Source organism: Mycobacteroides sp. LB1 (assembly GCF_013449725.1).
Taxonomy (GTDB): domain Bacteria; phylum Actinomycetota; class Actinomycetes; order Mycobacteriales; family Mycobacteriaceae; genus Mycobacterium.
In genome coordinates, this window is the sequence record NZ_JACCFF010000001.1 from 204,028 (window position 1) to 230,054 (window position 26,027).

Below are 26,027 nucleotides of genomic sequence, written 5' to 3' on the forward strand. Positions count from 1 at the left end.
AAGATTCACGATGTGCAGATCACCGCTACCGACGTGCCCGGAGCTGCTCACTTCTACTCCGAAACCCTGGAATTGCCGGTAGAACTCGACGGAGACCGGGCGTCGGTTCATATCGGGGACAGCACGCTCACGATGCTGCCGGGCCACGCGTATCACGGTGCGCATCACATCGCCTTCACCATTCCCGCGGGCAGCCTGGCTGCGGCCAAGGAGTGGCTGTCGCAGCGCGTCACGCTGCAGACCGATGGTCAATGGCATGACGAATTCGACTGCGCGCCCAATTGGCAGGCCCGCAGCATCTACTTCACCGGTCCTGACAATGCCGTCCTCGAGCTCATCGAACGCAACACGCTCGACAACCGCATCGACCACCCCTTCGGCGTCGACGACATCCGCCATCTCAGCGAGGTCGGTTTCGGGGTATCCGATGTGCTTGAGACTCAGAGGCTCATGCACGACAAGCTCGGACTGCCGCCTTTCGGGGAGCCGAGCCCCGGCTTCGGCCCGGTGGGCGATCACGACGGCCTTTTCATCCTGGTGCCCTCCGATATCACGTGGCGCCCGGAAAATCGGATCCCACCACCTGCCGCGCCCACCGTGGTGACGGCCGATGTACCCACCGCACTGGAGATCGGCGAGTTTTACCTGATTCGGCCGCTAGGAGCGTGAATCACGCCAGGCCAAGGGCCCGTCCAGCACCGACAAGTCATAGTCCGGGTCTGGATTGATCCCCACCGTGAACAGCGTTGCTCCGGCGTCCGCGTAGGCGTCGGCTTCCGCGGGGGTCAAACCCCGATCAGGATCCAGCCCCCAACTGGTCGACCGTTCGATCTCATTGTGGTCGCGGCCGATTCGCTCGGCCTGGGCGATCAGGATTTCGTTCTTGCGCCGATAGGTGTCGATATCGGCGAAGACATGCCAGATATGGGCATGTCGGGCCACCAGCGGAATGGTGCGCTTCTCTCCCCCACCGCCGATGAGGATCGGGATCGGACGCACCGGCGGCGGCAACAGCTGATCCAACCGGTTCTCAATCCGAACCAGGCTGTCCTCGAACAGATCGAATCGCGAACCCGTCGTACCGAACTCGTATCCGTATGTGGTGTAGTCCTTTTCGTACCAGCCGGCACCGACGCCGAGAATCACCCGCCCGTCGCTGATGTGATCGACGGTGCGAGCCATATCGGCAAGCAGGTCAGGATTGCGATAACCCACGCCGGTGACCAGCAGTCCGATCTCCACCCGCGAGGTGATCTCGGCCCACGACCCCAGTGCCGTCCAGCCCTCGAAGTTGTTGACATCGGGCTGTACCGGATCGAGCACCACTCCGTCACTACCGATGGTGCCGGCGGGCCAATGGAAGTGGTCGTATCCGAAGACGACGTCCACTCCCTTGTCCTCGGCGCGGAGCACTGCGTCTCGCCATTGCTTGTAGCTCTGCGCCTGGGCGGGCCGAAGCTGGATACCGATACGAATGGGTCTTGTCACATGGAAGTCCAATTATTCGATGGCCGCCGGTATTCCCGCCACTTACGCTGCGGCCATGGAACGCATGACGATTTCCTCGGACGGCGAGTGGGAAGGGACGGTCGGTGGCGACGACGTCGCCGAACAGACCCGCGAAGCGCTCCGTCGTATCGAATCAGCGCTCGGCCAGGCAGGCGCGTCACTGGGCGATGTCATACGGACCCGCATCTTCGTCACAGATATCGGGCGGTGGCGCGAGGTCGGTTTGGCGCACGGCGAGTTTTTTGGCGATATCCGCCCGGCCGCCACGATGGTCGAGGTATCAGCACTTATCGATCCGGCGCTGCTGGTGGAGATTGAGGTCGACGCCATCATGAATTAAACTGGTCGGACCACTAGACCTCCTACCAATCGCGGTGCTACCGTGACGACATGACACTGCAGCCGATCGCCCGTCAGTCGATACCCGACGAGATATTCAGTCAGCTCGCGGCGCAGGTTCTCACCGGTGACCGCACCCCCGGCGACACCCTGCCCAGTGAACGAGCCCTTGCCGAGGCCCTCGGGGTGTCCCGCACCGCGGTCCGCGAAGCATTGGGCCGCCTGGAGCGCTCGGGCCTGATTCACATCCGCCAGGGCGGGTCGACGGTGATCCGGGATTACCGCAGCGAGGCCGGTTTCGACGTGCTGCCACTATTGCTCGCCTATGGCGGCGATGTGGACCGCCGCACGCTTGCCAGCGTCATCGAGGCAAGGGCCATCATCGGCCCCCAAGTGGCGCGACTGGCCGCGCAACGATCTCGCCAAAATCCCGGCGTCGCCGATCGCCTGCGTGCCATGACCACCGATCTGGAATCGGAAAGTGATCCACTGCAACGAATGTGGCAGGCGCTCGCGTTCTGGGAGCTGGTTATCGACACCGCAGATTCGATTGCCTTCCGGCTGGTGTTCAACACCATGCGCGACTCGTATGTGAGGGCGCTGGATGTGCTCGTGAACATCATGGCCGCCGAGGTCGGCGATATCGGCCACTACCGAGCGCTCGCCGATGCGATCGCCGACGAAGATCCCGATGCCGCGCAGGAGGCCGCCGCGGCGATGCTCGCCCTGGGCACCAAAGCCTTTGACAATCTCCTACTCGAGATGGAGAACCAGAAATGACTTCTGAATCACCTACTCCGAGAAGGTCGAACACCGCGATTCGCAAGGGCATGACCCTGCGCGATGCCTTTGTCGAGTTCGCCAAACACCCCACCCCATGGATGCTGGTGGCGTGGTCCGCGGCGTTGCTTGGCGCGCGAATCACTGTGGGCGGCTGGACAATCATCGATGCCATCACACCCATCCTGCTCGTGGCCATCTCGCCTGTCGCCGAGTGGCTGATCCACGTCGGCATCCTGCACTGGCGTCCGCGTTCAGTCGGACCGGTGACCGTCGATTCCCGGCTTGCCCGTGACCACCGTCTTCATCACCAGGATCCCCGGGACATCCCCCTGGTGTTCATCCCATGGCCCAGCCTGGTCGTGGTGATCGCCGGATTGACCGCAATCGCACTATTTGCGTTCCCGCGCACTGGACTTGGACTCACATTCGCGCTCACTGTGGCACTGTTCCTGGTGTTCTACGAGTGGATCCACTACCTCGTCCACACCGACTACAAACCGCGTCACGCGATCTATCGCGCGGTATGGCGAAACCACCGGTACCACCATTTCAAGAACGAAAACTACTGGTTCACCGTCACCAGCTCGGGAACGGCCGACCGCCTACTGGGAACCTACCCCGATCCGCAGCAAGTCCAGTCATCACCAACGGTGCGGAATCTGCACGCGCCCAGCATAATCGGCTAGCTTCCGCCGCCACAGCTGCTGCCGCCGCCGCAACCGCTTGATCCGCTACCGCAGCCGCTGTGACCGCTGCCGGAGTCGCTGTTGCCACCACCGCAGCCGCTACCCGAGTAACCGGTGTACCCGTTACCTGAGGAACCGTCCCCGCTGCGCGGCCGGCTTCCGGAATTGGACGACACGACAACGGCGCCCGCGATGATCAGCAGGAGAATCACCGTCGCAATGACGATGATCGCGACGATCACGCGTCGACCCGCTCCGGCCGTAATGCGAAGTAGCGCAACTTCTTTCCAAACGCGATCTGAAGTTCCCGACGGCCACCGCGGCGCACCAGGGCAATACGACGAAGACCCTCGGCGACCTCGCGGTCCATCATCCAGTTGCGCAGATGCGGCAACTCGTAGGTGTACTGGCGGAATTCCTTGGCATCACACAGCACACAGCACTGCATCGCGTGCAACCGCGCGTACTGCTCGAATTCGTGTTCCCAGTTGGGCAGTTCAGCGAGCCAGGGCAGCGCCTTGGCGGTGTCGAAGCGACGCTTAATACGCAGCTGCGCACCCGCGGTCAACGCCGTGTACTCATCGAATCCCGACGGGGCATTCCCGGCGAGCAAATCCGACAGCACCGAGAATTGACGGCGCCGCAGCATCTCTCGGTTGTCAAGCATGAACGACACCAGCCTTGATCGCCTGCCGGACCACGGAAAGGTCCGCGCTGACGCTCGCTTCGTCGATCGACCCGTCGCGCTCGATCAGTACGCCCAAGCTGCGTCCCGAAGTGAGCACCACGAGCTCGGTGAGCAAATCGGCAACCGGATCGATGATGGTGTCGGCATGGGTATCCCAGTACAGGTCGCCCTCAAATCGGCCGCCCGCGATGTGCACGTACGCGACACGCTCGATGGGGAATCGGCGCAGCATAGCGACGGGATCGGTACCCGAGGCCACCGCAGTCGCGTAGAGGTTGGCAACATCGAGCACCAGCCAGCAGCCGGTGCGCCGGGACAGTTCGCGCAGATAATCGGGCTCGCTGAGCTCGTTCTCGGGCCACTGCAGCGTGGTGGCCACATTCTCGAGCGCCAGCGGCACGCCGAGGTCGTCTTGGACCCGGGACACGTTGTCCACCAGCACATTTAGGGCCAATGTGGTGCGCGGCGGAGCCACCAGGTGGCCCGCCTCCAGCGCACCGCTGCGCCGGTCGCTCTCAAAGCCTGCCCGCACAAAGGCCACGTGCTCGCTGACCAGAGGAGCTTTCAGCTCGGCGGCGAGAGCGGCCAGGTGCTTCACGCGCTTGGGATCCGGCAGGTCGGCCCCGGCAAGACCCAGTGACACACCATGTGGCACGACAACGGTGCCGGCCTCACGAAGGCGCATCAGTTCGACGGGTAGCTGTCCGGGGCGAAAGTTCTCGGCGACGATCTCGGTGAAAGCGAGGTTGAGGGCGTCATCCGTGACGGCACCCTGGTTAAACATTCCAGCAAGCTCGGGACGCCACGAGGCACCGACCGCGGGCTCATCGGCCAGCACGGTCGTAAGCGGGTGATTTGAAGAGGCCACCGCGGTTACCCCCTTATCTAAAGACCAACGAACTAGGTCAGTCTAGCTACCACGTTGGTAGCTTAGGAAGTGCTAGGTGCCAGCGGCTTGAAAAAGCCGTCCGATCCCGGCCGGAATGTAGCCACAGAAGTAACTGCGGCGATCGGCAGTGGGCCGTACAGGTGAGGAAACAACATCGATTCAGGGTCGCTGGGCACACCCGGTTCCCAACGTACCGGAGAGTCGAGCAGATTCAGGGCGACAGACAATACGACCAGATCACACCTTCCGCGATACAAGCGGTTGGCCGGAAGGTGAACCTGGTATGGCGCGGAAAGGTGAATAAATCCGGTTTCGGCCAGTGACGTGGGCCGATGCTCTCCCCGTTCGCGCGCCAGTGCCCACTCCTCGACCGAACACATGTGAACGAGTTCGGGTTCGCTCGGCGACGTCGAATACATCACACCAGCCTGCCTCAGCCCAGTAACACAACGGACGTGAGCCGCGACACACCGGAGACACATGGGGAACAACCGAAACCCCCCAAACGTCTGACAAAGTACATACATAGGCGCCGAGCGGTTCACCGGACCGCAAAGCGGAGGAGAGATTACGGAGGAGCCATGAACGCAACTCTGACCAGTCCAGAACTCACGAAGGCTGACCGCTGCGATCGTTGCGGAGCGGCTGCCCGGGTTCGCGCCACGCTCCCCTCCGGAGCCGAGCTGCTTTTTTGCCGGCATCATGCAAATGAGCACTCCGACAGGCTGACCGCCATGTCGGCGGTTCTGTACATCAGCAGCGCTGTCGAGGATTAGTCACCGCGGTTTCACCCCCGGTAGTCACCTCTGACCGCCCCATCAGGAATGCTGGTGTGGCCATGAGTGAGAAGCCGCGCCATGTCTCGATAGGTCGGGACGTCCTCCACGTTATGCGCCGCACCGCCGTAAAGAGTTGGGACGACTCGATTTTCGCGCAGTCGGCCCAGGCTGCTTTCTGGCAGGTGTTATCGCTACCGCCACTGCTGCTCGGCATCCTCGGCAGCTTGACGTTCGTCGGACCGCTGTTCGGTCCGGACACGCTGCCCGAGATCCAAGAGCGACTGCTGCGGGTGGCCAACAGCGTGTTCAGCAAGAGCGTGGTCGCGGAGATCATCGAGCCGACGGTCACCGACATCATGCGTGATGGGCGCGGTGAGGTGGTGTCGATCGGGTTCGTCATCTCGCTGTGGGCCGGATCGTCGGCGATATCGAGCTTCGTGGACTCCGTCGTCGAGGCGCACGACCAGACACCCCTGCGCCACCCCGTTCGTCAGCGGTTCTTTGCGCTGGGGCTGTACGTCGCCGCGCTGGCGATGGCGGTGGTGACCTTGCCGGTCATCGCACTGGGACCGAAGCGGATCGCCGAGATCGTGCCCGACTCATGGAACGGGCTGCTGCGGTACGGCTACGCCCCTCTCCTGGGCATCGCGCTGGTGGCCCTGGTGGCGCTGCTATACCGGGTATCCCTACCCAAACCGCTTCCTTCGCACCGCCTTTTGATCGGCGCGCTGCTGGCGGTCACATTCTTTGTAATCGCCAGCCTGGGGCTGCGGTTTTACCTGAACTGGATCACCCGGACGGGCTACACCTACGGCGCATTGGCCACTCCGATCGCGTTCCTGCTATTCGCTTTCATGCTCGGATTCGCGATCGTGCTGGGTGCGGAGCTCAACGCCGCCATCGAGGAGCGCTGGCCGGCCGGGGCGACCCACGCGCGGCAGCTGCGCGAGTGGCTGAGCCCCCAAAATGGCCAGAACAGCCCAGCAGAGGTGACGCCAAAGGACTCCCCTGAGGGCTGCTAGTCCTCCCGCTTCATCATTTCGTAGATGCGCTTGCAGTCGGGGCACACCGGGGAGCCGGGCTTAGCCGACCGGGTGACAGGGAAAACCTCACCGCAGAGGGCCACGACGAAGTTCCCCATGACCGCGCTCTCCACGATCTTGTCTTTCTTGACGTAATGGAAGACCTTGGGCGTATCGCTATCAGTGCTTTCGTCGACGGTGGTGTCCGGACGCTCGATCGTCTGCGTGTCCATGTGTTCATTGTGCAACAGTGGAGGCATGAGAAAAGAGCTGTCGTTCGATGACGACGGCCGACCAGTACTCATCACTGCGGCCGCGTACTCGGTCGAGGACCAACATCGCGCCCGAGTACGCCGCTATTTGTCGCTCATGGCGTTCCGGATTCCGGCCCTGATCGGCGCCGCATGGGCCTACAGCGCATGGCACAACGGGTGGATCTCGCTGGCCATCCTGGCGGCATCGATCCCACTGCCATGGATGGCCGTGCTGATCGCCAACGACCGGCCTCCCCGGAAGTCCGAGGAGCCGCGCCGTTACGGGCCCCAGACGCAGCACCACCCGCTGTTCCCCACCGCAGAGCGCAGAGCGATTGATCCCGCTTCCCCGCCGCAACCGCACACCCCGCCGGAGGACTCCGCCGGCTCGTCTTAGGTACAGCTATGTCAATTCTCAGGACATTCTCAGCTGTCGACGATGAATCCGCAGGTCAGTGACACCGCTGTTTGGGAACCTCAGGAACTTTCTGGGCCGACCGAGCGTTGCACCACATGAGAGCTACGGATCAATTAGGAGGCAGCGATGGCAAACGCCACCACCCGTCCGGCCCGCACCACCGAGTCCGAGGATCTGGACGCTCAAAGTCCAGCCGCCGACCTCGTGCGAGTGTATTTGAACGGCATCGGCAAGACCGCGCTACTCACGGCGGAGGACGAAGTCGAGCTGGCCAAACGGATCGAGGCGGGGCTGTACGCCCGGCACCTTTTGGACACCAAGAAACGACTCGGCGAAGCACGTAAACGCGACCTGGCAGTCATCGTGCGCGAGGGCAGTGCCGCGCGCAGCCACCTGCTGGAGGCGAACCTACGTCTGGTCGTGTCGCTCGCCAAGCGCTACACCGGCCGCGGCATGCCGCTGCTCGACCTCATCCAGGAGGGCAACCTGGGTTTGATCCGGGCGATGGAGAAGTTCGACTACGCCAAGGGGTTCAAGTTCTCGACGTACGCGACGTGGTGGATTCGTCAGGCCATCACCCGCGGTATGGCCGATCAGAGCCGCACCATCCGCCTGCCGGTTCACCTCGTCGAGCAGGTCAACAAGCTGGCCCGCATCAAACGCGAACTGCACCAGCGGCTCGGTCGCGAGGCCAGCGATGAGGAACTGGCCGAGGAGTCCGGCATTCCCGTGGAGAAGATCGGGGATCTGCTGGACCACAGCCGGGATCCGGTGAGCCTGGACATGCCGGTCGGAGCCGACGAGGAAGCGCCGCTCGGCGACTTCATCGAGGACACAGAGGCCATGTCGGCGGAGAACGCCGTCATCGCCGAGCTACTGCACTCCGATGTGCGCAGCGTGCTGTCCACCCTCGACGAACGCGAACAGCAGGTCATCCGGCTCCGGTACGGGCTCGATGATGGACAGGCACGCACGCTGGATCAGATCGGCAAGCTGTTCGGACTGTCCCGCGAGCGCGTGCGCCAGATCGAGCGCGAGGTCATGAACAAACTGCGCCACGGCGACCGCGCCGAGCGCCTGCGTTCGTACGCAAGCTAGTTCACCCACTACCCTGCCCTCGGGGCGCTGCGTTATTTAGCCCGATGCTCTTCGCGTAAGCGGCTCATCGGAAGCGCAGCGCCCCGATTTGCGTTGTACATCGGTAGACTGAGCACGACCGTAAGGGGCGAGTGGTGAACGATCTTGTCGATACGACAGAAATGTATCTGCGGACGATCTACGACCTCGAGGAAGAGGGCGTGGTGCCGCTGCGTGCCCGCATCGCCGAGAGGCTGGAGCAGAGCGGCCCGACGGTCAGCCAGACGGTGGCGCGGATGGAGCGCGACGGCCTGCTGAACGTCGCCGGCGACCGCCACCTCGAACTCACCGACAAGGGCCGCGCGCTCGCGGTCTCGGTGATGCGTAAGCACCGGCTGGCCGAGTGCCTGCTGGTCGATGTCATCGGATTGCCCTGGGAGGACGTACACGCCGAGGCGTGCCGCTGGGAGCACGTCATGAGCGAGGATGTCGAGCGACGCCTGCTTACGGTGCTCAACAACCCGACCACCTCACCGTTCGGTAACCCCATTCCGGGCCTGTCCGAGCTCGGTGTCACCGGCGACCGGTCCGAGCATGCCAGCGCGGTGCGACTCACCGAGATCCAGGCGGGGTCGCAGGTTGCCGTAGTGGTACGCAGGCTGGCAGAGCACGTGCAGGCCGATACCGGGCTGCTGTCCCGTCTCAAGGACGCCGGTATCGTGCCCAACGCCCGCGTCACCGTGGAGTCCTCTCCCGACGGCGTCATCATCGTCATTCCCGGTCATGAAAGCGTTGAACTGCCGCACGAAATGGCACATGCCGTCATGGTCGAGAAGGTCTGACCTGCGCGCCGAATTTCTAGATCTCCCTGGGGGGCAGGCTGATTCCCATTTCGTGGGCAAGCCGGAAACCGGTATCGGCCAGGGTGCGAATCTCATCGGGACGCATGCCGGAATGCAGCGCGGACATCAGCAGCTGCCCCAGCCTGTGACCCGAATCGAGCGTGAGAGCGGTATCCAGCACAACACCCGCCAGCGGACCGTCGCCGCGCGCATAGGCACTGAAGCCCAGTAACACCAACACTTCCGCCCGCCATGGCGCCGGAAGCAGCCGACTCAGCACCATCCACAGCCGCTCCACATCGACCGCCAACACACCGACAGCCAATGCGCACACCGTGTCTCGAACGCGGAGGACGGTCAGGGAACGCGCAATGGCAAGGACCTCGCGGTTCGTCAGCGGGTTGCCTTCTGCCGTCCGACAGGCCGCCCGCATGATGCGACTCACCGCGCGCCGGTCCTGCACCCCTTCGTCACCCTGCCTCCGGAATGACCGTCGTAGTGAGTCAGCCAGGACGGCGGTGCGGCGACCGTCGGTGGGCGCGATCATCGCCACGAGATCCTCGCGGCGGCGATGCACGGTCCTGCCCGCCAGCACCGCGGCCGCGGTGAGTGGTGAACACCCCGGGTCGTCGACGGGCCCGCCGGCACCGCACCCGTCGTAGCACCGCCACCACCCGTCCGGGGCGACCCGGTCCACCGTGTGGCCCGCGAGTAACGAGATGCCGTGAGGTTCCATGTGTTTGGCCAGCCGACGAATGATGTCACCGGCCTCCAGATCGTCAAGATCCGCACTGATAACGACCACGATTACCGCATCGGTCGGACCCAAACCCACCACCTTGGCCAGTGCCGCGAAGGCCTCGCCATCCGGGTCATGAAGATCGCAGAGGTCCCTCCGCAATATCGCCTCGACCAGCCCATCGGCGAGCGTGACGACCACGAGGGAGTCTTCGGGGGCGAATCCCAGCATCGCCGGCAATGCGGCGATCAGGGCGGAGGGCCGGTTCAGTCGAAAGTCGGGCCGACCGGGGAGCCCGGGAATGAGCGATGTCATGACCGCAGGGTCACAGCGACGGCCGTCACCGCCCCGAAGACGACCTCGCGTTATGGGGCGCGTCCGACGATCTGTGGATATCGCGGGAATTGTGGACGAGACGCCCGAAACTGCCGTCGTTAAGCAGAAGTTGTCGTGCACCTTGAGTACGGCGGTGATGGTCAGGCTGCCCGCATATCGTCTTGCTCCCGGTCAAGGCGTGCGGACGCACCGCATGGCTCAGGGTCAACGAAAACAGGACAGCCAGCGCAGATCGGGTATCATTAACATGTCGGTAATCTTGCCGACCCTCAGGGCAGACCACTCGCTGGACGTTGGGCTCACCGCCCCGCCTCGATCCCGTCGCCTTCTCTGAGACTTCTCAGAGGATCTTATGTCTTCGCTCACCAGCGGTACCTCGTCTCTCAACGCGTCCGAACACAGCGAGTCGATCCTTCCCGCAAATCCCTTCGCTCTGCCTGCCGGTTCCACCGCGATCGTCTACTGCGAGGGCCAGTTCGGCGAGCAGGACGGTAAAACCGCCAACGGCCTGGTCCGGCACTCGGAGAAGTACGAAATCCTCAGCGTCATCGACAGCCTCCGCGCCGGAGTGGATGCCGGGAACTTCCTCGACGGCACCGCCAACGGCATCCCGGTGCTGGCGTCACTTGCCGAGTCCATAGCTCACGCCGGCCACGTACCCGACTACCTGATCTGTGGGGTGGCGCCTGCCGACGGCCTGCTGTCGAACGAGCAGCGTGTCGTGCTGCTCGATGGCATTGCCCGCGGGATGCACATCATCAACGGCCTACACGAGTTCCTCAACGACGACGCCGAGTTCGCTGCGGCAGCCGTGATCGCCAGCGTCACCATCACCGATGTGCGCCGGCCCAAGGCTAAGCGCGACCTGCACCTGTTCTCCGGCCGGATCTTCGATGTCACCTGCCCCAGGATCGCGATCCTGGGTACGGATGGGGCGATCGGGAAGCGCACCACCGCCACCTTGCTGGTCCAGGCGCTCAACGCGCGCGGTATCAAAGCGGTCATGGTCGGCACCGGTCAGACCACCTTGATCCAGGGCGGGAAGTACGGCGTCGCGCTGGATGCGCTGGTCCCCCAGTTCTGCTCGGGCGAGGTCGAGCACCAGGTCGTCGCCGCGTTCGAGGGTGAAGACCCCGACGTGATCGTGGTCGAGGGCCAAGGCGCGCTCAGCCACCCCGCGTACATCACGTCGGCTCACATCCTGCGCGGCAGCCAACCAGCCGGCGTGATCGTGCAGCACGCGCCGAAGCGCAAGGTGCTCGGCGACTTCCCGATGGTGCCGATGCCGACTGCGGCCAGCGAGATCGCGCTGATCGAGGCGTTCGCCGACACCCGCGTCATCGGAGTCACGATCAACCACGAAGAGATGACCGACGAAGAACTGAGCACCGCGATCTCCGAGCATCATTCGCGGCTCGGCCTCCCGGTAACCGACCCCCTGACGCGCCCCTCCTCGGATCTGGTCGACATGGTGCTGGCGGCCTTCCCCGCGCTCGCGGTGGTGGCCGACACCGCCACCCCCGTGTGACGCTTCGGCTCGAGACCGATCTCGACAAGCTCGAGCAGAACACGCGGATCCTGGTTGACCGGCTCGCCTTGACGGGCATCCGGGTCACCGGGATCACCAAGGCCGTGTTGGGCTCGCCGGGAGTCGGCGCGGCGATGCTGCGGGGCGGCGTCTGTGGCCTCGGTGATTCCCGGGTGCCGAACCTCGCTCGGCTGGCCAGGCTCGACCGATTACCGCTACGCACGTTGATCCGCTCACCCATGCTCAGCCAAGTGGCACGGATCGTTGACGTCGCCGACATCAGTCTGAATACCGAAGCTGTCGTGCTGGCGGCGCTCGATCAGGCCGCATCCCAGCAGAAGAGGATGCACGCCGTCTTACTCATGGTCGAGTTAGGTGACCTGCGTGAGGGCATTGCACTCGACGACGCCCCCGAGGCCGTGCGGGCCGTCCTCGGTCACTCCTCGCTGCGGCTCGTCGGGATCGGCGCCAACCTAGCTTGTCAGAACGGTGTCGTGCCCGACGACCGCAACATGGGCATCCTCACCGGGCTCGCAAACGACATCGAGTCACTGCACGGGATCACGCTCGACGTCATCTCTGGCGGCAACTCGGCGAACCTGAACTGGGCTCTGCACACCCATGACGTCGGCCGGATCGACGAGCTCCGACTCGGCGAAGCCATCCTTCTCGGTGTCGACCCGCTGTATCGGACACCGATCCCCGGCCTTCACACGGACGCCTTCACCTTGACCGCCGAGATCATCGAGGTCGCCATGAAACCTGCTCAGCCCTGGGGCGATCGCGCTCAGGCGGCCTTTGGCGAAGCGCCTGCCCGCACCGGCTGCAAGACCGTGCACCAAGCAATACTGGCCCTCGGTCGCCAGGACGTGGACGTGGACGGGCTGCAACCGCCCGCTGGCATCACAATCCTCGGGATGAGCAGCGACCACCTGATCGTCGACCTCGGCGATCACCCCGCCGCGGTCGGCGACGAGATCGGCTTCGGTGTCGGCTACGGCGCGCTCGTGCGGGCGATGACATCGCCCTTCGTCACCAAGATCGAGCACCTTGGCCGTTCCGTCGCACCCGAGGCGACCCGGGTGCCGACGCCGATCCAGGTTTAGATCGCCCGCTCGGTACCGGCCGCTGATGCCGGTGCCGACCCGCCTTCCCCACCTTCAGTGCCTACGGCCGCATTCACGGCTGCCGGTCAGCGGAAGGTGTCGTGCACCTTGAGTACGGCGGCGGTGAAGGCCTGATCCAGGAGCACCGCGTCGGGCTCGGTTCCCTGAAAAGTCATGTACGTGGCCTGGATTCGGATATCGGCGATCTGCGCTATCAATGACAGCGTGGTCCGGCTGCCGCTACCGACCCCCGCCGGGGACACCGTCTGGTTGACCGCCACCGAATCGTCGGCATTGATGGGCGGCGCCACCGCCTGAGATGCCGTCACCGTGCTCTGGATCTGATCCGTACCGGTGAAGGTGAACGAGGTACAACGCTCCACCTGGGTTTTGTAAGTGGCGAGCGGCTCTGGCACGCGCAACACCGCCACCGTGATGCTCGAGCTGTCGGAGTCGTTGGTCCCCACAACCACCGCCGCATCATGCGGCACGGCGGGAACGGGCGCGGGCGCGCAGGCAGCCGGCGCGACCGTCGCGGCATCGGGCACACCCCGGATATCGCGAAGCGCCAAACCTGCGGCATCGGGGTCCAACGTGGTGGCTGGATACTGGTGCGGGAAGTCCGTAGGCGCCAGTAGCAGCGGTCCCACCGGGCCCGCCGGTGCCCGCAGCGTCGTGGTGGCAGTTGTCAGTGGGCCAGGCGCGCCACCCGCACCCTCAACGGGGGAACCATCGATCGCCCGCGTACACGCGGGCGCCGACAAGCACACAGCAGCGCAGCACCCAGCCACAACTATCGTCGCTACCAGCCGCGATGCCTTCACGCTCACATGCTGCCATCGGCATACCCCGGGTCTGAGGAGGCGCGCGCGAGATTGGTGGGGACAACTGTTCACGTGGTCGTGACGCGGACGGCATGCGCGATTCGGCGAACCGGCGTATGAGTACTCCCATGGCTGCAGACACCCCCACTTACGATCTCGTCGTCATCGGCTCCGGCCCCGGTGGCCAGAAGGCCGCCATTGCCGCGGCCAAGCTGGGTAAGACGGTGGCAGTGGTCGAACGCGACAAGATGCTCGGCGGCGTCTGCACCAACACCGGAACCATCCCGTCCAAGACGCTGCGCGAGGCCGTGCTGTATCTGACCGGGATGAACCAGCGCGAGCTGTACGGCGCGAGCTACCGAGTCAAGGCCAACATCACCCCCGACGATCTGCTGGCCCGCACCGAACACGTCATCCGCAAGGAAGTCGAGGTGGTGCGGTCCCAGCTGCTGCGCAACCGCATCGACCTGATCACCGGGATCGGCCACTTCGTCGACGAACACACCGTCGTGGTGGAGGAACCCTCTCGCGGCGAGCGCACGACACTCCATGCCGACTACGTCGTGATTGCCACCGGCACCAAACCCGCCCGGCCCGATGGCGTGGCCTTCGACGAGCGGCGCGTTCTCGATTCGGACGGCATTTTGGATTTGCGCTTCATCCCCGGTTCGATGGTGGTGGTCGGTGCGGGCGTCATCGGCATCGAATACGCGTCGATGTTCGCCGCCCTGGGCACCAAGGTGACCGTGGTGGAGAAACGCGACACGATGCTCGACTTCTGCGACCCCGAAGTCGTTGAGGCCCTTCGCTTTCACCTACGGGACCTCGCGGTGACATTCCGCTTCGGCGAGGAGGTGACCACCGTCGACGTCAACGACTCCGGCACCCTGACGACACTGGCCAGCGGTAAGCAGATCCCGGCCGATACCGTGATGTATTCGGCAGGGCGACAAGGCCAGACCGATCAGCTAGACCTGGCCCATGCGGGCCTGGAGGCCGACAACCGCGGCCGGATCTGGGTGGACGCGAACTTTCAGACCAAGGTCGACCACATCTACGCGGTAGGCGATGTGATCGGGTTCCCCGCGCTGGCGGCCACCTCGATGGACCAGGGCCGCCTGGCGGCCTACCACGCGTTCGGCGAGCCGTCGAAGGGCATGACCGATCTGCAGCCCATCGGCATCTACTCGATCCCCGAAGTGTCCTATGTGGGCGCCACCGAGGTTGAACTCACCAAGAATTCGGTCCCCTACGAGGTGGGTATCTCGCGGTACCGCGAACTGGCGCGCGGGCAGATCGCCGGAGATTCCTACGGCATGCTCAAACTGTTGGTGTCCACCGAGGATCTGAAACTACTCGGGGTACACATCTTCGGCTCCGATGCGACCGACCTGGTCCACATCGGCCAGGCGGTGATGGGTTGCGGCGGCACTGTTGAGTACCTGGTCGATGCTGTGTTCAACTACCCAACCTTCTCCGAGGCATACAAGGTGGCCGCGCTCGACGTGATGAACAAGATCCGCGCGCTCAACCAGTTCAAGATCTGAGGGATTTCGCGCTCGGCGAATACTCCCTGTTCCCGGAATTAGCATCCCGTCTGGGCCGTTGACACCCGCAGGTACATTCGCCGTTTGTCTGCCGGTAAGGGACACTGGTAGGACAAGGACGCGAAGGGAGGCGAAAGCGATGTCAGGCACTGACGACGGAGAGCAGCGACCGTATCGACCCGATCAGACGGGTTCGGACGGTCTGCGCGCAAGCGGCTCATCCAGCATGTACGAGCTGGAGTTTCCCGGTCCACAACTATCGTCCCCCGACGGCCGCGGCCCGGTGCTGGTGCACGCGTTGCAGGGCTTCTCCGACTCCGGCCACGCTGTCCGACTGGCGGCCACCCATCTGCGCAGCACCCTTGAGAGTGAGCTGGTGGCGTCGTTCGCCATCGACGATCTGCTCGACTACCGGTCGCGTCGACCCCTGATGACGTTCAAGAGCGATCACTTCACCGAGTACGCCACCCCCGAGCTCAATCTGTACGCGCTCAAGGACACCAAGGGCACGCCGTTCCTGCTGCTCGCGGGCCTGGAGCCAGACCTGAAGTGGGAACGGTTCGTCAACGCCATCCGGCTGCTGGCCGAGCAGCTCGGCGTCCGTAAAACCATTGGGCTGGGCGCGATTCCGATGGCAGTTCCGCACACCCGCCCCATCACCCTGACCGCGCACGGTAACGACCGCAAGACGCTGGAGGAGCATCCCGGCTGGATCGACGAGGTGACGGTGCCGGGCAGCGCCTCCAATCTGTTGGAATTCCGACTCGCTCAGCACGGCCATGACGTCGTCGGCTTCGCCGTCCACGTCCCGCACTACCTGGCGCAGACCGACTACCCGGAGGCCTCGCAACGCCTACTGGAGGAAGTGGCCAGGACCGGCGATCTGGATCTGCCACTGCAGGAGCTCACCGAGGCGGCCGCCAAGGTGCGCAACCAGATCAACGATCAGGTGGACGGTAGCGACGAGGTAGCCCAGGTGGTCCACGCGCTGGAACGCCAATACGACGCCTTTGTGTCGGCACAGGAGAACCGCTCTCTGCTGGCGCGGGACGAGGAACTGCCCAGCGGCGACGAATTGGCCGGAGAGTTCGAGAAGTTCCTCGCCGAGCAGGCCAAGTTCGGTGAAGACCCGACCAATCCGACGGCGGACGGACCGATTCTCTAGCCGAGTTATGCGCTCACCGCGCCAAATTTGCGGCGACGGGTGAAAATACTCCACATGAATCCACCACCGCGCCTATTGCGTCCGGTGCCGGATGCCGGGCACGCCGATACTGGCGACAAGGCGGAACCTGCCGTCGATGCGGCATTGCGGCCGCGGCTGGCGTTCCGCACAATCCACGGTTACCGTCGCGCCTTCAGGATCGCGGGATCGGGACCTGTGGTGTTGCTGATCCACGGGATCGGCGACAACTCGGCAACCTGGGACAGTGTCCACACGCAGCTCGCCGAGCATTTCACCGTAATCGCTCCGGACCTCCTGGGGCACGGCCAGTCGGACAAGCCACGCGCCGACTATTCGGTGGCGGCGTACGCCAACGGCATGCGGGACCTGCTGGCCGTACTGGACATCGAGAAGGTCACGGTAGTCGGACATTCGCTCGGTGGCGGCGTCGCGATGCAGTTCACCTACCAGTTCCCCCATCTCGTCGAGCGGCTCATCCTGGTCTCGCCCGGCGGGGTCACCAAGGACGTCAACATCGTATTGCGTTGCGCATCATTGCCCTTCGTCGGCGATGCGCTCGGGCTGTTGAGACTGCCGCTGGCCATGCCGATCGTTCGGCTCACGGGCGCCTTGGCGCGAGCGACGCTGGGCCGCGCGGGAATGGCACGCGATATCCCCGATGTGCTGCGGGTTCTCTCCGATCTCCCCGAACCCCGGGCCTCGGCCGCATTCACCCGAACACTGCGTGCCGTGGTGGATTGGCGAGGCCAGGTGGTGACCATGCTGGACCGATGTTATTTGACTGAATCGGTTCCCGTGCAGCTGATTTGGGGTAGCGACGATTTGGTCATTCCCGTCAGCCATGGCCATTTCGCACACGCCGCGATGCCCGGCTCCACCCTGGAGATCTTTGACCGGTCGGGACATTTTCCGTTCCATGACGACCCTGAGCGGTTCATCCGCATCGTTCGCCAGTTCATCGCTTCCACCGAACCCGCCGAGTACGACGAGGCCGAGTTACGCCGCATGTTGCGCACCGGCGTCACCGAACATGCGATCAGCGGGGCCGCTCGCACACGCATGGCAGTACTCGACGCCATGGGCACCGACGAACGCAGCGCTACCTAATCGCACGAGAGACCAAGCGCTGTTAGAGGTTTCCGCAGTTCACGGGTACCCGAGTACGGAGCGCTCGGGAGACGTAGAGTCGAAGAATGAGCGTTGCTGTTGCGGTTGTTCGCGTATTCACCGACGAGACAGGCAAGTTCGGCAATCCCCTGGGGATCGTCAACGCAGCCGACGTGGCCGCGACGGAACGCCAGGAGGTCGCCACCCGGCTTGGTTTCAGCGAAACAGTTTTCGTCGATCTTCCTGCTGAAGGATCCAACACCGCACATCTGAGGATCTTCACTCCGGCATCCGAACTCCCCTTCGCCGGACATCCGACCGTGGGATTGGCGTGGTGGCTGCGCGAACGCGGGACGCCGGTCAATACCCTGCAGGTCCCCGCGGGGGTCCTCCAGGTGAACTACGACGATCGCACGTGGATACGGGCACGGTCCGAGTGGGCCCCGGAGACCGACTTCCACGAGTCAGACTCCCCCGCCGATGTGGAAGCCGCCGATCCCGCCGACTACGCGGATGAATTGCTGCATTGCGTATGGGCCTGGCAGGACCGCAACGCCAGCCTGGTGCGATCACGTGTGTTCGCCTCCGACCTGGGTCTCGCCGAGGACGAAGCGACCGGGGCGGTGGCAGCGCGGTTGACCGACTTGTTGAGCCGCGACCTGATCATCAATCAGGGCAAGGGATCGCAGATTCTCACGCAGTGGAGCCCGGAGGGCTGGGTGACGATCGGCGGCCACGTCGTCGCCGATCAATCGTTGACGTTGGACTAGAGCAGCCAGAGCGCACGACCAAAAGGTCAGGATGCCGTCGGTGCGTCCCGGTGGGCCCGCAGTGCGGCGATCTCGCGCTCGAAGTCTTCGGCTGAGCTGAATCCGCGATATACCGAAGCGAAGCGCAGGTAGGCGACCTCATCAAGATCGCGGAGCGGGCCGAGAATGGCCAGACCTACTTCATTGCTGGGAATTTCCGGGGATCCGGCAGCCCGGACGGCATCCTCAACCTTCTGGGCGAGGAGATTCAGTGCGTCGTCATCGACATCACGCCCCTGGCAGGCCCGACGCACCCCCTTGATCACCTTGTCGCGACTGAACGGCTCGGTGACGCCGCTGCGCTTCACGACGGCCAGCACAGCGGTCTCGACGGTGGTGAAACGACGGCCGCACTCAGGGCATGAGCGCCGTCGACGGATCGCCTGACCTTCATCCGCTTCGCGGGAATCGACAACGCGTGAGTCGGGATGACGGCAGAACGGACAGTGCATTACTGCTCCTTCGCCGGTTCTAGACTCCAAGTCGTTGGTCTGGATGGGCTGACGCACAGTGCAGCGCGCCCAGACCGGTGTCGAGGATACCCGTGCTCCGGCTCGTTCGAAGGTCACGTCCGTGCGCCGATCAGCCGACCGGGGAAACCAACGTCTGACCCGCTTGCACTGTCGCTGAATCGAGTTCATTCAGTTCACGAATCTTGGACACCACCGCCGCGCGCGGCGCATCCGGTGCGACACGCGAGGCCACGTCAGCCAGGGTCTCTCCTGGAGCGACCTGGACTACCGCCACACGATCCGGCAGGCCGGATCCTCCGATTCCGGCGGCGCTGACCTGTCCGAGCATCAGCAGCCACATCGTCGCCACCGCAGCGCCCACCGCAACGACGACGGTGGCCTTCAGGCTCACCGGCCGGCGATGATGCACTGCGGTCGAGACTCGAACCCCGGTGCCTCGGTACGCAACCGGCCGGCCGGCGGGCCTCCGGTATGCGACAGTGCGCACAGGCAGCGCACGACGTTGCGTCAGCGGGTATTGCGCGCTGTACGCACGTGCCTGCGGGGCGCACTCGCGTGGCGTGTATTCACGGCGTGTGGTGAGAACGTTTGTGCTCATCTGTATGCCCTTCCTGTCCTGTCGATCGGGAGGCCCGTTCGCTCTTATGTTCGAATGTACTCGATCATGTGTTCGATGTCCGAACATGTGATCGATTTGTAGCATCCACCACCGACAAGTGCCCCTGACCAGCGCCAATCACCACGCCAGCCGGCCACGGAGACGTAAAATGCGACACGCATCGAACACATGTTTGATAAAAGAGGTCGACAGGTCTAGATTCGGGCCCATGAGCGATACACCCAGCAAGGGATCCGCCACCGGTTCACTGACAGAGCGCCAGCGGACCATTCTGGAGGTCATCCGCGCATCGGTGAATGAGCGGGGCTACCCCCCGAGCATCCGCGAAATTGGTGACGCCGTCGGCCTCACATCCACTTCTTCGGTCGCCCATCAGCTGCGCACGCTCGAACAGAAGGGCTTCCTGCGACGCGACCCCAATCGCCCACGTGCCGTTGATGTGCGAGGGATTGGCGATCTACAGAGGACATCGGCCACCACTGACGTGGCCGGTTCCGGCGATCTGCCCGAGCCGACATTCGTGCCGGTCCTGGGGCGTATCGCCGCCGGTGGGCCCATCCTGGCCGAGGAGGCCGTGGAGGACGTGTTCCCGCTCCCCCGCGAGCTGGTCGGCGAGGGATCACTGTTCCTGCTCAAGGTGGTCGGCGAATCAATGATCGACGCCGCGATATGCGATGGCGACTGGGTCGTGGTCCGCCAACAGAACGTCGCCGACAACGGCGATATCGTGGCCGCGATGATCGACGGTGAGGCGACTGTCAAGACATTCAAGCGGACAGCGGGTCAAGTCTGGCTGATGCCGCACAACCCACTGTTCGAGCCGATCCCCGGTAATGACGCCGCCATCCTCGGCAAGGTCGTCACCGTCCTCCGCAAGATCTAGGCTGCGCCCGGCGGCGCCCCGGGGGCACTGCCATCCTCTGTGTTCCTGCCGTCCGGAGACGGCAGGAACATCTGGAAATGCGCGACATCGTGCCAGGCGCCTAGCTTGTGCCCGATCTTCCGGTAGAGCCCAACCTGCTCGAATCCCATTGCTCGGTGCAGCTTTTCACTCGCCGCGTTGGGCACCACCACTACGGCCAGCACCGTGCGGTAACCCAGATCGCGGAGCCGATCGAGTAGCGCAGAATAGAGCCGGCGCCCCGTCCCCCGCTGGTGCCGAGTGCCGTCCACGTACACGCTAACTTCACACGCCCATTGGTAGGCGGTGCGCGATTTCCATGGCACCGCATAGGCATAACCAAGGATCTCGCCGCCATCCTCGGCCACTAGCCAGGCGTGCCGGTGGGCCGCCGACCGGATGCGTTCGGCAAGAACGACATCCGACGGCGGCACCTCCTCGAACGAGATGGCCGTATCGGTCACATACGGCGCATAGATCGCCGCACAGGCGGCCGCGTCGTCCGCAGCCGCGTCACGAATGATCATTAGGCGCTAGAGCGAACGCCCGATGATCTCCTTCATGATCTCGGTGGTTCCGCCGTAGATGGTCTGGACGCGCGAGTCCATGAAGGCGCGGGCGACCGGGTATTCACGCATGAAGCCGTAGCCACCGTGCAGCTGAAGGCAGCGGTCGATCAGGTGAACCTGCTTCTCGGTGCTGTACCACTTGGCCATCGCGGCCTGCTCGACACTCAGTTCCTTCTTGTTGAGCAGGGTGATGAACTCATCGACCATGATCCGGATCATCGTGGCATCGGTGGCGAGCTCGGCCAGCAGGAAGCGGCTGTTCTGGAAGCTCTTGATCGGCTTACCGAACGCCTTACGCTCGGACGTGTACTGGATGGTCGCCTCAAGCATGGTTTCCATGGCAGCGGCGGCCACGACGGCGATCGACATGCGCTCCTGCGGCAGGTTCTGCATCAGGTACACGAAGCCCTGGCCTTCTTCACCCAGCAGGTTGGCAGCGGGCACCCGCACATCGGTGAAGGACAGCTCGGCGGTGTCCTGCGCATCCAAGCCCATCTTGTCGAGCTTGCGGCCGCGCTCGAAACCCTCCATACCGCGCTCCACGACGATGAGGCTGAAGCCCAATGCACCCTTCTCGGGATCGGTCTGCGCCACCACGATCACCAGGTCGGCATTGATGCCGTTGGTGATGAAGGTCTTGGAGCCATTGAGAATGTAATGATCGCCGTCCTTGACGGCCCGGGTCTTGATGCCCTGCAGGTCACTACCGGTGCCCGGCTCGGTCATGGCGATCGCCGAGATCAGCTCACCGGAACAGAATCCGGGGAACCAGCGCGCCTTCTGCTCGTCATTGGCCAGGTCACGGAAGTACGGGCCCGAGACATCGTTGTGCAAAGTGAAACCGATACCCGACTGCCGGGCCTTGGTGACCTCTTCGCCGATGATGGCGTTGTAGCGGAAATCGATGAGGCCGCCGCCGCCGTACTCCTCGGGCATGTCGGTGCCCAGAAAGCCCTGTTTGCCAGCCTCAACCCAGAGGGAGCGGTCGACAATCTTGTTCTCCTCCCACTCCTCCCTGTAGGGCTCGGCGTGCCGAGCAAGGAAGGTCTTGAACGACTCGCGGAACAGTTCGTGCTCGGGTTCGAAGATGGTGCGTGTGAACTTAACGGCGCCGGCCATGATCACCTTCCGGTTTGGGTTTACGTACTCGGCAGAATGTATACCAACCCACTGGTCGGTCGGTACTCGCCTACTCTGCTTTGGCAGAGAGAAAGCCTAGGGTTATTCAGATGACCGTTGGTGCGTTTTCGGCTCTTCACGCAAGCGGCTCATCGCAACTTTCACACACGCACTGGGGTGCTTTCACACCTCAGGTCCGCGATGGAGAGGTCGTCGGTGTTGTGCCCATCGCCACCGACCTGGATCCGTCACCGCTGCTGCAGAACATTCCCGGTTCGATCCGACATCAGGCCCGAGTAACCGCGCCATCCGTGCGCCGCGGCTGGCTACGGGACGGGCCCGGCCCCAGCGCGGCACGCGGCTCTGACGAGTACGTGGAAGTGTCCTGGGAGGAGCTCACCGAACTGCTGGCCGATGAACTGCGGCGCATTGTCGATACCCACGGCAATGAGGCCATCTACGGCGGCTCTTACGGCTGGGCCAGCGCCGGACGCTTCCACCATGCGCAGAGCCAGGTGCATCGCTTCCTGAAACTACTTGGCGGGTACACCTTTTCGCGCCATTCGTACAGTCTGGGGGCAACCGGCGTCATCATGCCGCACGTCATCGGCACCCACGACGGGCTGTTCAAGAGGTCGACGTCATGGGACGTCATCGTCGAGAACACCGATCTGCTGGTGTCATTCGGCGGAATCGCCCTCAAGAACACGAGCGTCAACCATGGCGGCACCACCGCCCACCCGGCGCGCGATGCGCTCAACAGGTTCCGCGCCCGCGGTGGGCACATCGTCTCGTTCAGTCCGTTGCGCGACGATATCGACGGCGAATGCGAGTGGCACGCGCCCGTTCCCGGGACGGACGTCGCGGTCATGCTCGCCCTGGCCCACGTGTTGGCTACCGAGAATCTGGCCGATCGGGCGTTCCTGAGCACCTACTGCACCGGTTACGAGCGATTCGAACGCTATCTACTGGGCACCGACGATGGCGTGCAGAAGAGCCCGGAATGGGCGGCGCCCATCAGCGGGCTCGATGCCGACGAGCTGCGGATCCTGGCGCGCCGGATGGCGGCGGGGCGCACCCTGGTGACGGTCAGCTGGTCGCTGCAACGGGTACGGCACGGCGAGCAGGCTCCGTGGATGGGTGTCACCCTGGCCGCGATGCTCGGCCAGATCGGGATTCCCGGCGGCGGTTTCGGCCACGGCTACGGCTCGATGAACGAGTCTGGCCTGGCTCCGCTCAGCTGCGGCCTGCCGACCCTCCCACAGGGGCCCAACCCCGTCTCGACGTTCATCCCCGTCGCGGCGATCAGCGAGCTGCTGCTGCGCCCCGGCCAGACGCTGGCCTACAACGGCCAGACGCTCACCCTGCCGGATATCAAATGCGTCTACTGGGCGGGCGGAAACCCGTTCCACCATCACCAGAACCTGCCGCGGCTGCGCCGCGCGCTGGCCCGTGTCGACACCGTCGTGGTGCACGATCCGGTGTGGACGGCGATGGCCAAGCATGCCGATATCGTGGTGCCGTCCACGACGGCCCTGGAACGTAATGACTTCTCGGGAAGCCGCAATGACCCGCTGCTAGTGGCGATGAAAGCCGTTGCGCCGCCGTATGCAAACTCGCGCGACGACTACACCACCTTTTCGGAGCTCGCCGACCGCCTTGGGTTTGCCGAGGAGTTCACCGAGGGCCGGACAGCCGACGAATGGCTGCGCCACCTCTACGCCGAATGGGCCGGCACCCTGAACTTCTCGGTGCCGTCCTTCGATGACTTCTGGGCGCAGGGATACCTGCAGTTACCCACCGATGAGGGGCTGACGCTGCTATCGGACTTCCGGGAGAGCCCCGACGTACACCCACTACACACACCGAGTGGACGCATCGAAATCTTCTCGGAAACCATCGATGGGTTCGGGTACGCCGACTGCGGCGGATACCCCCAGTGGTACGAACCCACCGAGTGGCTGAACGGGAAACGCGCCGAACGCTTTCCGCTGCACCTGATCGCCAACCAGCCACGTACCCGGCTACACAGCCAGCTCGACTTCGGCGGCACCAGCCAGGGGTCGAAGGTCCAGGGTCGCGAACCCATCCGCATTCACCCCGATGACGCCGCCGAACGCGGTATCGCCAGCGGCGAGGTGGTGCGGGTGTTCAACGACCGTGGCGCCTGCCTGGCCGGAGCGGTTCTCGACGAGGGGCTGCGACGTCAGGTGGTTCAGTTGTCGACCGGGGCATGGTTCGACCCCGTGGATCCGTCCGACCCGGATTCGCCCTGCGCGCACGGCAATCCGAATGTCCTCACCGACGACTCGGGAACCTCGTCCTTGGCGCAGGGATGTACCGGTCAGCATGTGCTGGTGCAGATCGAGCGATTCGAGGGAACGCCGCCTCCGGTCCGGGCCCACCAGCCGCCGACGTTCGTCTCACGCGACTCAACCGGCCCGACTATCGCACCGGTGAGCGACTAGCCTCCCAGTTCGGCAAGGACAGCGGCCAGGGCGTGCGGCACCCGGGCGATCACACGCGTGCCATCGGCCAGATGTTCGGTGGATTGCACCTGACCGTCGGCATGGATCCGGGACACCAGATCGCCACGGTCGTAAGGGATGACCACGTCGACGGGCACATCTCCGCGTGGCACCGCTTCGGCGATAGCCGCACGCAGCTTCGCGATGCCGTCGCCCGTATGCGCCGATACGAACAACGCGTTGGGTAACGCCCGGCGCAGCTGCGCCAAGGCCAGATCACCCGCCGCGTCGATCTTGTTGATCACCATGAGTTCCGGGGACGCCGATCCGGTATCACCCAAGTGACCGGCGACCACTTCGCTAATCACCGCGCGTACCGCCTCGACCTGCGCCAGCGGCGCCAGGTCGGAGCCATCCACCACATGCACCAGCAGGTCCGCGTCGGCCACCTCTTCCAGGGTGGACCGGAACGCCTCTACCAATTGGGTAGGCAGGTGCCGGACGAAACCCACGGTGTCGGTGATGACGAATTCGCGTCCGTCATCGAAGGTCCCGCGTCGCGTCGTTGGCTCCAGCGTCGCGAACAGCGCGTCCTGGACCAGCACTCCGGCCCCGGTGATCACGTTCAACAGACTCGACTTACCGGCGTTGGTGTATCCGACGATCGCGACCGACGGGGCATCGCTTTCGAGCCGGCGGCTGCGTTTGGTGTCGCGGACGGTCTTCATCTCGCGGATCTCGCGACGCAGTTTGGACATGCGTTCGCGGATACGGCGTCGATCGGTTTCGATCTTCGTCTCACCGGGGCCACGGGTACCCACACCGCCTCCGGCACCGCCGGCGCGCCCACCGGCCTGGCGAGACATGGATTCACCCCAGCCGCGCAGCCGCGGCATCATGTACTCCATCTGAGCCAGGGCCACCTGTGCCTTGCCCTCGCGGCTGGTGGCGTGCTGGGCGAAGATGTCCAGGATCAAGGCGGTGCGGTCGATGACCTTGACCTTCACCGCCTTTTCCAGCGCCACCAGCTGCGCCGGGCTCAGCTCGCCGTCACAGATCACGGTGTCAGCGCCGGTGGCGAGCACGATCTCACGCAATTCGATCGCCTTGCCGGAACCGATATACGTTGCCGGATCGGGTTTTTGACGACGCTGAATCAACCCTTCGAGCACCTCGGATCCGGCCGTTTCGGCGAGCGCGGCGAGTTCGGCCATGCTGACCTCGGCCTCGTGGGAGGTCCCGTCGGTCCAGACGCCAACGAGCACAACCCGTTCCAGCCGCAGCTGCCGATACTCGACCTCGGTGACGTCGACGAGTTCAGTCGAGAGCCCCGCCACACGTTTGAGCGCGGCTCGTTCTTCAAGAGCGAGTTCACCGTCGGTGGGCGTCTGAAATGTTCTCGATGACATA

General features: G+C 64.2%; 30 protein-coding genes. 17 read left to right on the plus strand and 13 right to left on the minus strand.

Going from position 1 to position 26,027, the window contains the following annotated elements; translation table 11 throughout:
• The first annotated feature begins 12 nt into the window (after positions 1 to 12).
• On the plus strand, positions 13 to 669 hold the full coding sequence (locus tag MLB1_RS00995) for a hypothetical protein (RefSeq protein WP_180749612.1): 657 nt from the start codon (positions 13 to 15) through the stop codon (positions 667 to 669).
• Here the strand turns inward: MLB1_RS00995 and MLB1_RS01000 are convergent.
• Positions 658 to 1,488 (minus strand): LLM class F420-dependent oxidoreductase, encoded by an 831-nt coding sequence (locus tag MLB1_RS01000; RefSeq protein ID WP_180747896.1) that lies wholly within the window; start codon positions 1,486 to 1,488, stop codon positions 658 to 660. The genes MLB1_RS00995 and MLB1_RS01000 overlap by 12 nt on opposite strands.
• A gap of 55 nt (positions 1,489 to 1,543) precedes the next feature.
• On the opposite strand from MLB1_RS01000, the gene MLB1_RS01005 reads away from it, so the two are divergent.
• From MLB1_RS01005 to MLB1_RS01015, 3 genes are read left to right on the plus strand one after another with little or no spacing between them, the layout of a single operon-like run.
• Positions 1,544 to 1,849 carry a Rid family hydrolase gene (locus MLB1_RS01005; protein ID WP_180747897.1) on the plus strand — a complete coding sequence of 102 codons (306 nt, stop codon included), beginning with the start codon at positions 1,544 to 1,546 and terminating at the stop codon, positions 1,847 to 1,849.
• Positions 1,850 to 1,899: 50 nt separating this feature from the next.
• On the plus strand, positions 1,900 to 2,628 hold the full coding sequence (locus MLB1_RS01010) for a GntR family transcriptional regulator (protein WP_180747898.1): 729 nt from the start codon (positions 1,900 to 1,902) through the stop codon (positions 2,626 to 2,628).
• Positions 2,625 to 3,317: a sterol desaturase family protein gene (locus tag MLB1_RS01015; RefSeq protein WP_180747899.1), complete on the plus strand. Its 693-nt coding sequence runs from the start codon at positions 2,625 to 2,627 to the stop codon at positions 3,315 to 3,317. The genes MLB1_RS01010 and MLB1_RS01015 overlap by 4 nt, the downstream gene beginning before the upstream one ends.
• Here the strand turns inward: MLB1_RS01015 and MLB1_RS01020 are convergent.
• The 4 genes from MLB1_RS01020 to MLB1_RS01035 form a co-directional block, all read right to left on the minus strand.
• Complete coding sequence (locus MLB1_RS01020; protein WP_180747900.1) at positions 3,314 to 3,559, minus strand: hypothetical protein; 246 nt, start codon at positions 3,557 to 3,559, stop codon at positions 3,314 to 3,316. The genes MLB1_RS01015 and MLB1_RS01020 overlap by 4 nt on opposite strands.
• Positions 3,556 to 3,984: a hypothetical protein gene (locus MLB1_RS01025; RefSeq protein WP_180747901.1), complete on the minus strand. Its 429-nt coding sequence runs from the start codon at positions 3,982 to 3,984 to the stop codon at positions 3,556 to 3,558. Before MLB1_RS01025 ends, MLB1_RS01020 begins: the two co-directional genes overlap by 4 nt.
• On the minus strand, positions 3,977 to 4,873 hold the full coding sequence (locus MLB1_RS01030; protein WP_180747902.1) for a DUF692 family multinuclear iron-containing protein: 897 nt from the start codon (positions 4,871 to 4,873) through the stop codon (positions 3,977 to 3,979). The genes MLB1_RS01025 and MLB1_RS01030 overlap by 8 nt, the downstream gene beginning before the upstream one ends.
• Before the next feature lie 62 nt (positions 4,874 to 4,935).
• Positions 4,936 to 5,313, minus strand: coding sequence for a DUF952 domain-containing protein (locus tag MLB1_RS01035; RefSeq protein ID WP_180747903.1), 378 nt, complete (start codon positions 5,311 to 5,313; stop codon positions 4,936 to 4,938).
• 162 nt (positions 5,314 to 5,475) lie between these two features.
• On the opposite strand from MLB1_RS01035, the gene MLB1_RS01040 reads away from it, so the two are divergent.
• Positions 5,476 to 5,670 (plus strand): hypothetical protein, encoded by a 195-nt coding sequence (locus MLB1_RS01040; protein ID WP_180747904.1) that lies wholly within the window; start codon positions 5,476 to 5,478, stop codon positions 5,668 to 5,670.
• A gap of 62 nt (positions 5,671 to 5,732) precedes the next feature.
• Positions 5,733 to 6,695 (plus strand): YihY/virulence factor BrkB family protein, encoded by a 963-nt coding sequence (locus MLB1_RS01045; protein WP_180747905.1) that lies wholly within the window; start codon positions 5,733 to 5,735, stop codon positions 6,693 to 6,695.
• Here the strand turns inward: MLB1_RS01045 and MLB1_RS01050 are convergent.
• Positions 6,692 to 6,928 (minus strand): DUF3039 domain-containing protein, encoded by a 237-nt coding sequence (locus MLB1_RS01050; RefSeq protein ID WP_180747906.1) that lies wholly within the window; start codon positions 6,926 to 6,928, stop codon positions 6,692 to 6,694. The genes MLB1_RS01045 and MLB1_RS01050 overlap by 4 nt on opposite strands.
• Positions 6,929 to 6,953: 25 nt before the next feature.
• On the opposite strand from MLB1_RS01050, the gene MLB1_RS01055 reads away from it, so the two are divergent.
• The 3 genes from MLB1_RS01055 to MLB1_RS01065 all read left to right on the plus strand — a co-directional run bounded on the left by MLB1_RS01055 (position 6,954) and on the right by MLB1_RS01065 (position 9,286).
• On the plus strand, positions 6,954 to 7,346 hold the full coding sequence (locus MLB1_RS01055; protein ID WP_180747907.1) for a DUF3099 domain-containing protein: 393 nt from the start codon (positions 6,954 to 6,956) through the stop codon (positions 7,344 to 7,346).
• Positions 7,347 to 7,493: 147 nt separating this feature from the next.
• Positions 7,494 to 8,465 carry a sigma-70 family RNA polymerase sigma factor gene (locus tag MLB1_RS01060; RefSeq protein WP_180747908.1) on the plus strand — a complete coding sequence of 324 codons (972 nt, stop codon included), beginning with the start codon at positions 7,494 to 7,496 and terminating at the stop codon, positions 8,463 to 8,465.
• A gap of 134 nt (positions 8,466 to 8,599) precedes the next feature.
• Positions 8,600 to 9,286 (plus strand): metal-dependent transcriptional regulator, encoded by a 687-nt coding sequence (locus tag MLB1_RS01065; RefSeq protein ID WP_180747909.1) that lies wholly within the window; start codon positions 8,600 to 8,602, stop codon positions 9,284 to 9,286.
• A 16-nt stretch (positions 9,287 to 9,302) separates the two neighbouring features.
• On the opposite strand, the gene MLB1_RS01070 is transcribed toward MLB1_RS01065, so the two are convergent.
• Positions 9,303 to 10,340, minus strand: a complete 1,038-nt coding sequence (locus MLB1_RS01070; protein ID WP_180747910.1) for a DUF4192 domain-containing protein — start codon at positions 10,338 to 10,340, stop codon at positions 9,303 to 9,305.
• Positions 10,341 to 10,713: 373 nt separating this feature from the next.
• Between MLB1_RS01070 and MLB1_RS01075 the strand changes: the two genes are divergently transcribed.
• Both MLB1_RS01075 and MLB1_RS01080 read left to right on the plus strand, forming a co-directional pair.
• Positions 10,714 to 11,889, plus strand: a complete 1,176-nt coding sequence (locus MLB1_RS01075; protein ID WP_180747911.1) for a DUF1611 domain-containing protein — start codon at positions 10,714 to 10,716, stop codon at positions 11,887 to 11,889.
• A complete protein-coding gene (locus MLB1_RS01080) occupies positions 11,886 to 12,995 on the plus strand; it encodes an alanine/ornithine racemase family PLP-dependent enzyme (protein WP_180747912.1) in 1,110 nt (369 codons plus the stop codon). Before MLB1_RS01075 ends, MLB1_RS01080 begins: the two co-directional genes overlap by 4 nt.
• 86 nt (positions 12,996 to 13,081) lie before the next feature.
• Here MLB1_RS01080 and MLB1_RS01085 read toward each other — a convergent pair whose 3' ends face one another.
• On the minus strand, positions 13,082 to 13,825 hold the full coding sequence (locus tag MLB1_RS01085) for a hypothetical protein (RefSeq protein ID WP_180747913.1): 744 nt from the start codon (positions 13,823 to 13,825) through the stop codon (positions 13,082 to 13,084).
• Positions 13,826 to 13,947: 122 nt separating this feature from the next.
• Here MLB1_RS01085 and sthA point away from each other — a divergent pair, with 122 nt between their 5' ends.
• From sthA to MLB1_RS01105, 4 genes are all read left to right on the plus strand, one after another.
• A complete protein-coding gene (sthA, locus tag MLB1_RS01090; RefSeq protein WP_180747914.1) occupies positions 13,948 to 15,366 on the plus strand; it encodes a Si-specific NAD(P)(+) transhydrogenase in 1,419 nt (472 codons plus the stop codon).
• A gap of 139 nt (positions 15,367 to 15,505) precedes the next feature.
• Entirely contained in the window at positions 15,506 to 16,531 is a 1,026-nt protein-coding gene (locus tag MLB1_RS01095; RefSeq protein ID WP_180747915.1) for a PAC2 family protein, read from the plus strand.
• Between the two features lie 54 nt (positions 16,532 to 16,585).
• Entirely contained in the window at positions 16,586 to 17,659 is a 1,074-nt protein-coding gene (locus MLB1_RS01100; RefSeq protein ID WP_180747916.1) for an alpha/beta fold hydrolase, read from the plus strand.
• 86 nt (positions 17,660 to 17,745) lie between these two features.
• Complete coding sequence (locus tag MLB1_RS01105) at positions 17,746 to 18,429, plus strand: PhzF family phenazine biosynthesis isomerase (protein WP_180747917.1); 684 nt, start codon at positions 17,746 to 17,748, stop codon at positions 18,427 to 18,429.
• A 26-nt stretch (positions 18,430 to 18,455) separates the two neighbouring features.
• Here MLB1_RS01105 and nrdR read toward each other — a convergent pair whose 3' ends face one another.
• Positions 18,456 to 18,920: a transcriptional regulator NrdR gene (nrdR, locus tag MLB1_RS01110; RefSeq protein ID WP_180747918.1), complete on the minus strand. Its 465-nt coding sequence runs from the start codon at positions 18,918 to 18,920 to the stop codon at positions 18,456 to 18,458.
• Positions 18,921 to 19,050: 130 nt separating this feature from the next.
• A complete protein-coding gene (locus MLB1_RS01115) occupies positions 19,051 to 19,539 on the minus strand; it encodes a LysM peptidoglycan-binding domain-containing protein (RefSeq protein ID WP_180747919.1) in 489 nt (162 codons plus the stop codon).
• A gap of 229 nt (positions 19,540 to 19,768) precedes the next feature.
• On the opposite strand from MLB1_RS01115, the gene lexA reads away from it, so the two are divergent.
• A complete protein-coding gene (gene lexA, locus MLB1_RS01120; protein WP_180747920.1) occupies positions 19,769 to 20,443 on the plus strand; it encodes a transcriptional repressor LexA in 675 nt (224 codons plus the stop codon).
• On the opposite strand, the gene MLB1_RS01125 is transcribed toward lexA, so the two are convergent.
• Together MLB1_RS01125 and MLB1_RS01130 are read right to left on the minus strand one after the other, a co-directional pair.
• Entirely contained in the window at positions 20,440 to 20,988 is a 549-nt protein-coding gene (locus MLB1_RS01125) for a GNAT family N-acetyltransferase (protein ID WP_180747921.1), read from the minus strand. The genes lexA and MLB1_RS01125 overlap by 4 nt on opposite strands.
• Before the next feature lie 6 nt (positions 20,989 to 20,994).
• Positions 20,995 to 22,149 (minus strand): acyl-CoA dehydrogenase family protein, encoded by a 1,155-nt coding sequence (locus MLB1_RS01130; RefSeq protein ID WP_180747922.1) that lies wholly within the window; start codon positions 22,147 to 22,149, stop codon positions 20,995 to 20,997.
• A gap of 110 nt (positions 22,150 to 22,259) precedes the next feature.
• On the opposite strand from MLB1_RS01130, the gene MLB1_RS01135 reads away from it, so the two are divergent.
• Positions 22,260 to 24,617 (plus strand): molybdopterin guanine dinucleotide-containing S/N-oxide reductase, encoded by a 2,358-nt coding sequence (locus tag MLB1_RS01135; protein ID WP_180747923.1) that lies wholly within the window; start codon positions 22,260 to 22,262, stop codon positions 24,615 to 24,617.
• On the opposite strand, the gene hflX is transcribed toward MLB1_RS01135, so the two are convergent.
• Positions 24,614 to 26,026, minus strand: a complete 1,413-nt coding sequence (hflX, locus tag MLB1_RS01140; RefSeq protein WP_180747924.1) for a GTPase HflX — start codon at positions 26,024 to 26,026, stop codon at positions 24,614 to 24,616. The two genes, MLB1_RS01135 and hflX, sit on opposite strands and share 4 nt — an antisense overlap.
• Between the last annotated feature and the right edge of the window lies 1 nt (position 26,027).

What these genes read in the sequence shown, in the direction of transcription:
- MLB1_RS01005 (WP_180747897.1), top strand. Translation starts at nt 1,544, where the DNA reads ATGGAACGCATGACGATTTCCTCGGACGGCGAGTGGGAAGGGACGGTC.
- MLB1_RS01010 (WP_180747898.1), top strand. Translation starts at nt 1,900, where the DNA reads ATGACACTGCAGCCGATCGCCCGTCAGTCGATACCCGACGAGATATTC.
- MLB1_RS01015 (WP_180747899.1), top strand. Translation starts at nt 2,625, where the DNA reads ATGACTTCTGAATCACCTACTCCGAGAAGGTCGAACACCGCGATTCGC.
- MLB1_RS01025 (WP_180747901.1), bottom strand. Translation starts at nt 3,984, where the DNA reads ATGCTTGACAACCGAGAGATGCTGCGGCGCCGTCAATTCTCGGTGCTG.
- MLB1_RS01035 (WP_180747903.1), bottom strand. Translation starts at nt 5,313, where the DNA reads ATGTATTCGACGTCGCCGAGCGAACCCGAACTCGTTCACATGTGTTCG.
- MLB1_RS01040 (WP_180747904.1), top strand. Translation starts at nt 5,476, where the DNA reads ATGAACGCAACTCTGACCAGTCCAGAACTCACGAAGGCTGACCGCTGC.
- MLB1_RS01045 (WP_180747905.1), top strand. Translation starts at nt 5,733, where the DNA reads ATGAGTGAGAAGCCGCGCCATGTCTCGATAGGTCGGGACGTCCTCCAC.
- MLB1_RS01050 (WP_180747906.1), bottom strand. Translation starts at nt 6,928, where the DNA reads ATGGACACGCAGACGATCGAGCGTCCGGACACCACCGTCGACGAAAGC.
- MLB1_RS01055 (WP_180747907.1), top strand. Translation starts at nt 6,954, where the DNA reads ATGAGAAAAGAGCTGTCGTTCGATGACGACGGCCGACCAGTACTCATC.
- MLB1_RS01060 (WP_180747908.1), top strand. Translation starts at nt 7,494, where the DNA reads ATGGCAAACGCCACCACCCGTCCGGCCCGCACCACCGAGTCCGAGGAT.
- MLB1_RS01070 (WP_180747910.1), bottom strand. Translation starts at nt 10,340, where the DNA reads ATGACATCGCTCATTCCCGGGCTCCCCGGTCGGCCCGACTTTCGACTG.
- MLB1_RS01075 (WP_180747911.1), top strand. Translation starts at nt 10,714, where the DNA reads ATGTCTTCGCTCACCAGCGGTACCTCGTCTCTCAACGCGTCCGAACAC.
- sthA (WP_180747914.1), top strand. Translation starts at nt 13,948, where the DNA reads ATGGCTGCAGACACCCCCACTTACGATCTCGTCGTCATCGGCTCCGGC.
- MLB1_RS01095 (WP_180747915.1), top strand. Translation starts at nt 15,506, where the DNA reads ATGTCAGGCACTGACGACGGAGAGCAGCGACCGTATCGACCCGATCAG.
- MLB1_RS01100 (WP_180747916.1), top strand. Translation starts at nt 16,586, where the DNA reads ATGAATCCACCACCGCGCCTATTGCGTCCGGTGCCGGATGCCGGGCAC.
- MLB1_RS01105 (WP_180747917.1), top strand. Translation starts at nt 17,746, where the DNA reads ATGAGCGTTGCTGTTGCGGTTGTTCGCGTATTCACCGACGAGACAGGC.
- nrdR (WP_180747918.1), bottom strand. Translation starts at nt 18,920, where the DNA reads ATGCACTGTCCGTTCTGCCGTCATCCCGACTCACGCGTTGTCGATTCC.
- MLB1_RS01115 (WP_180747919.1), bottom strand. Translation starts at nt 19,539, where the DNA reads ATGAGCACAAACGTTCTCACCACACGCCGTGAATACACGCCACGCGAG.
- lexA (WP_180747920.1), top strand. Translation starts at nt 19,769, where the DNA reads ATGAGCGATACACCCAGCAAGGGATCCGCCACCGGTTCACTGACAGAG.
- MLB1_RS01125 (WP_180747921.1), bottom strand. Translation starts at nt 20,988, where the DNA reads ATGATCATTCGTGACGCGGCTGCGGACGACGCGGCCGCCTGTGCGGCG.
- MLB1_RS01130 (WP_180747922.1), bottom strand. Translation starts at nt 22,149, where the DNA reads ATGGCCGGCGCCGTTAAGTTCACACGCACCATCTTCGAACCCGAGCAC.
- MLB1_RS01135 (WP_180747923.1), top strand. Translation starts at nt 22,260, where the DNA reads ATGACCGTTGGTGCGTTTTCGGCTCTTCACGCAAGCGGCTCATCGCAA.
- hflX (WP_180747924.1), bottom strand. Translation starts at nt 26,026, where the DNA reads ATGTCATCGAGAACATTTCAGACGCCCACCGACGGTGAACTCGCTCTT.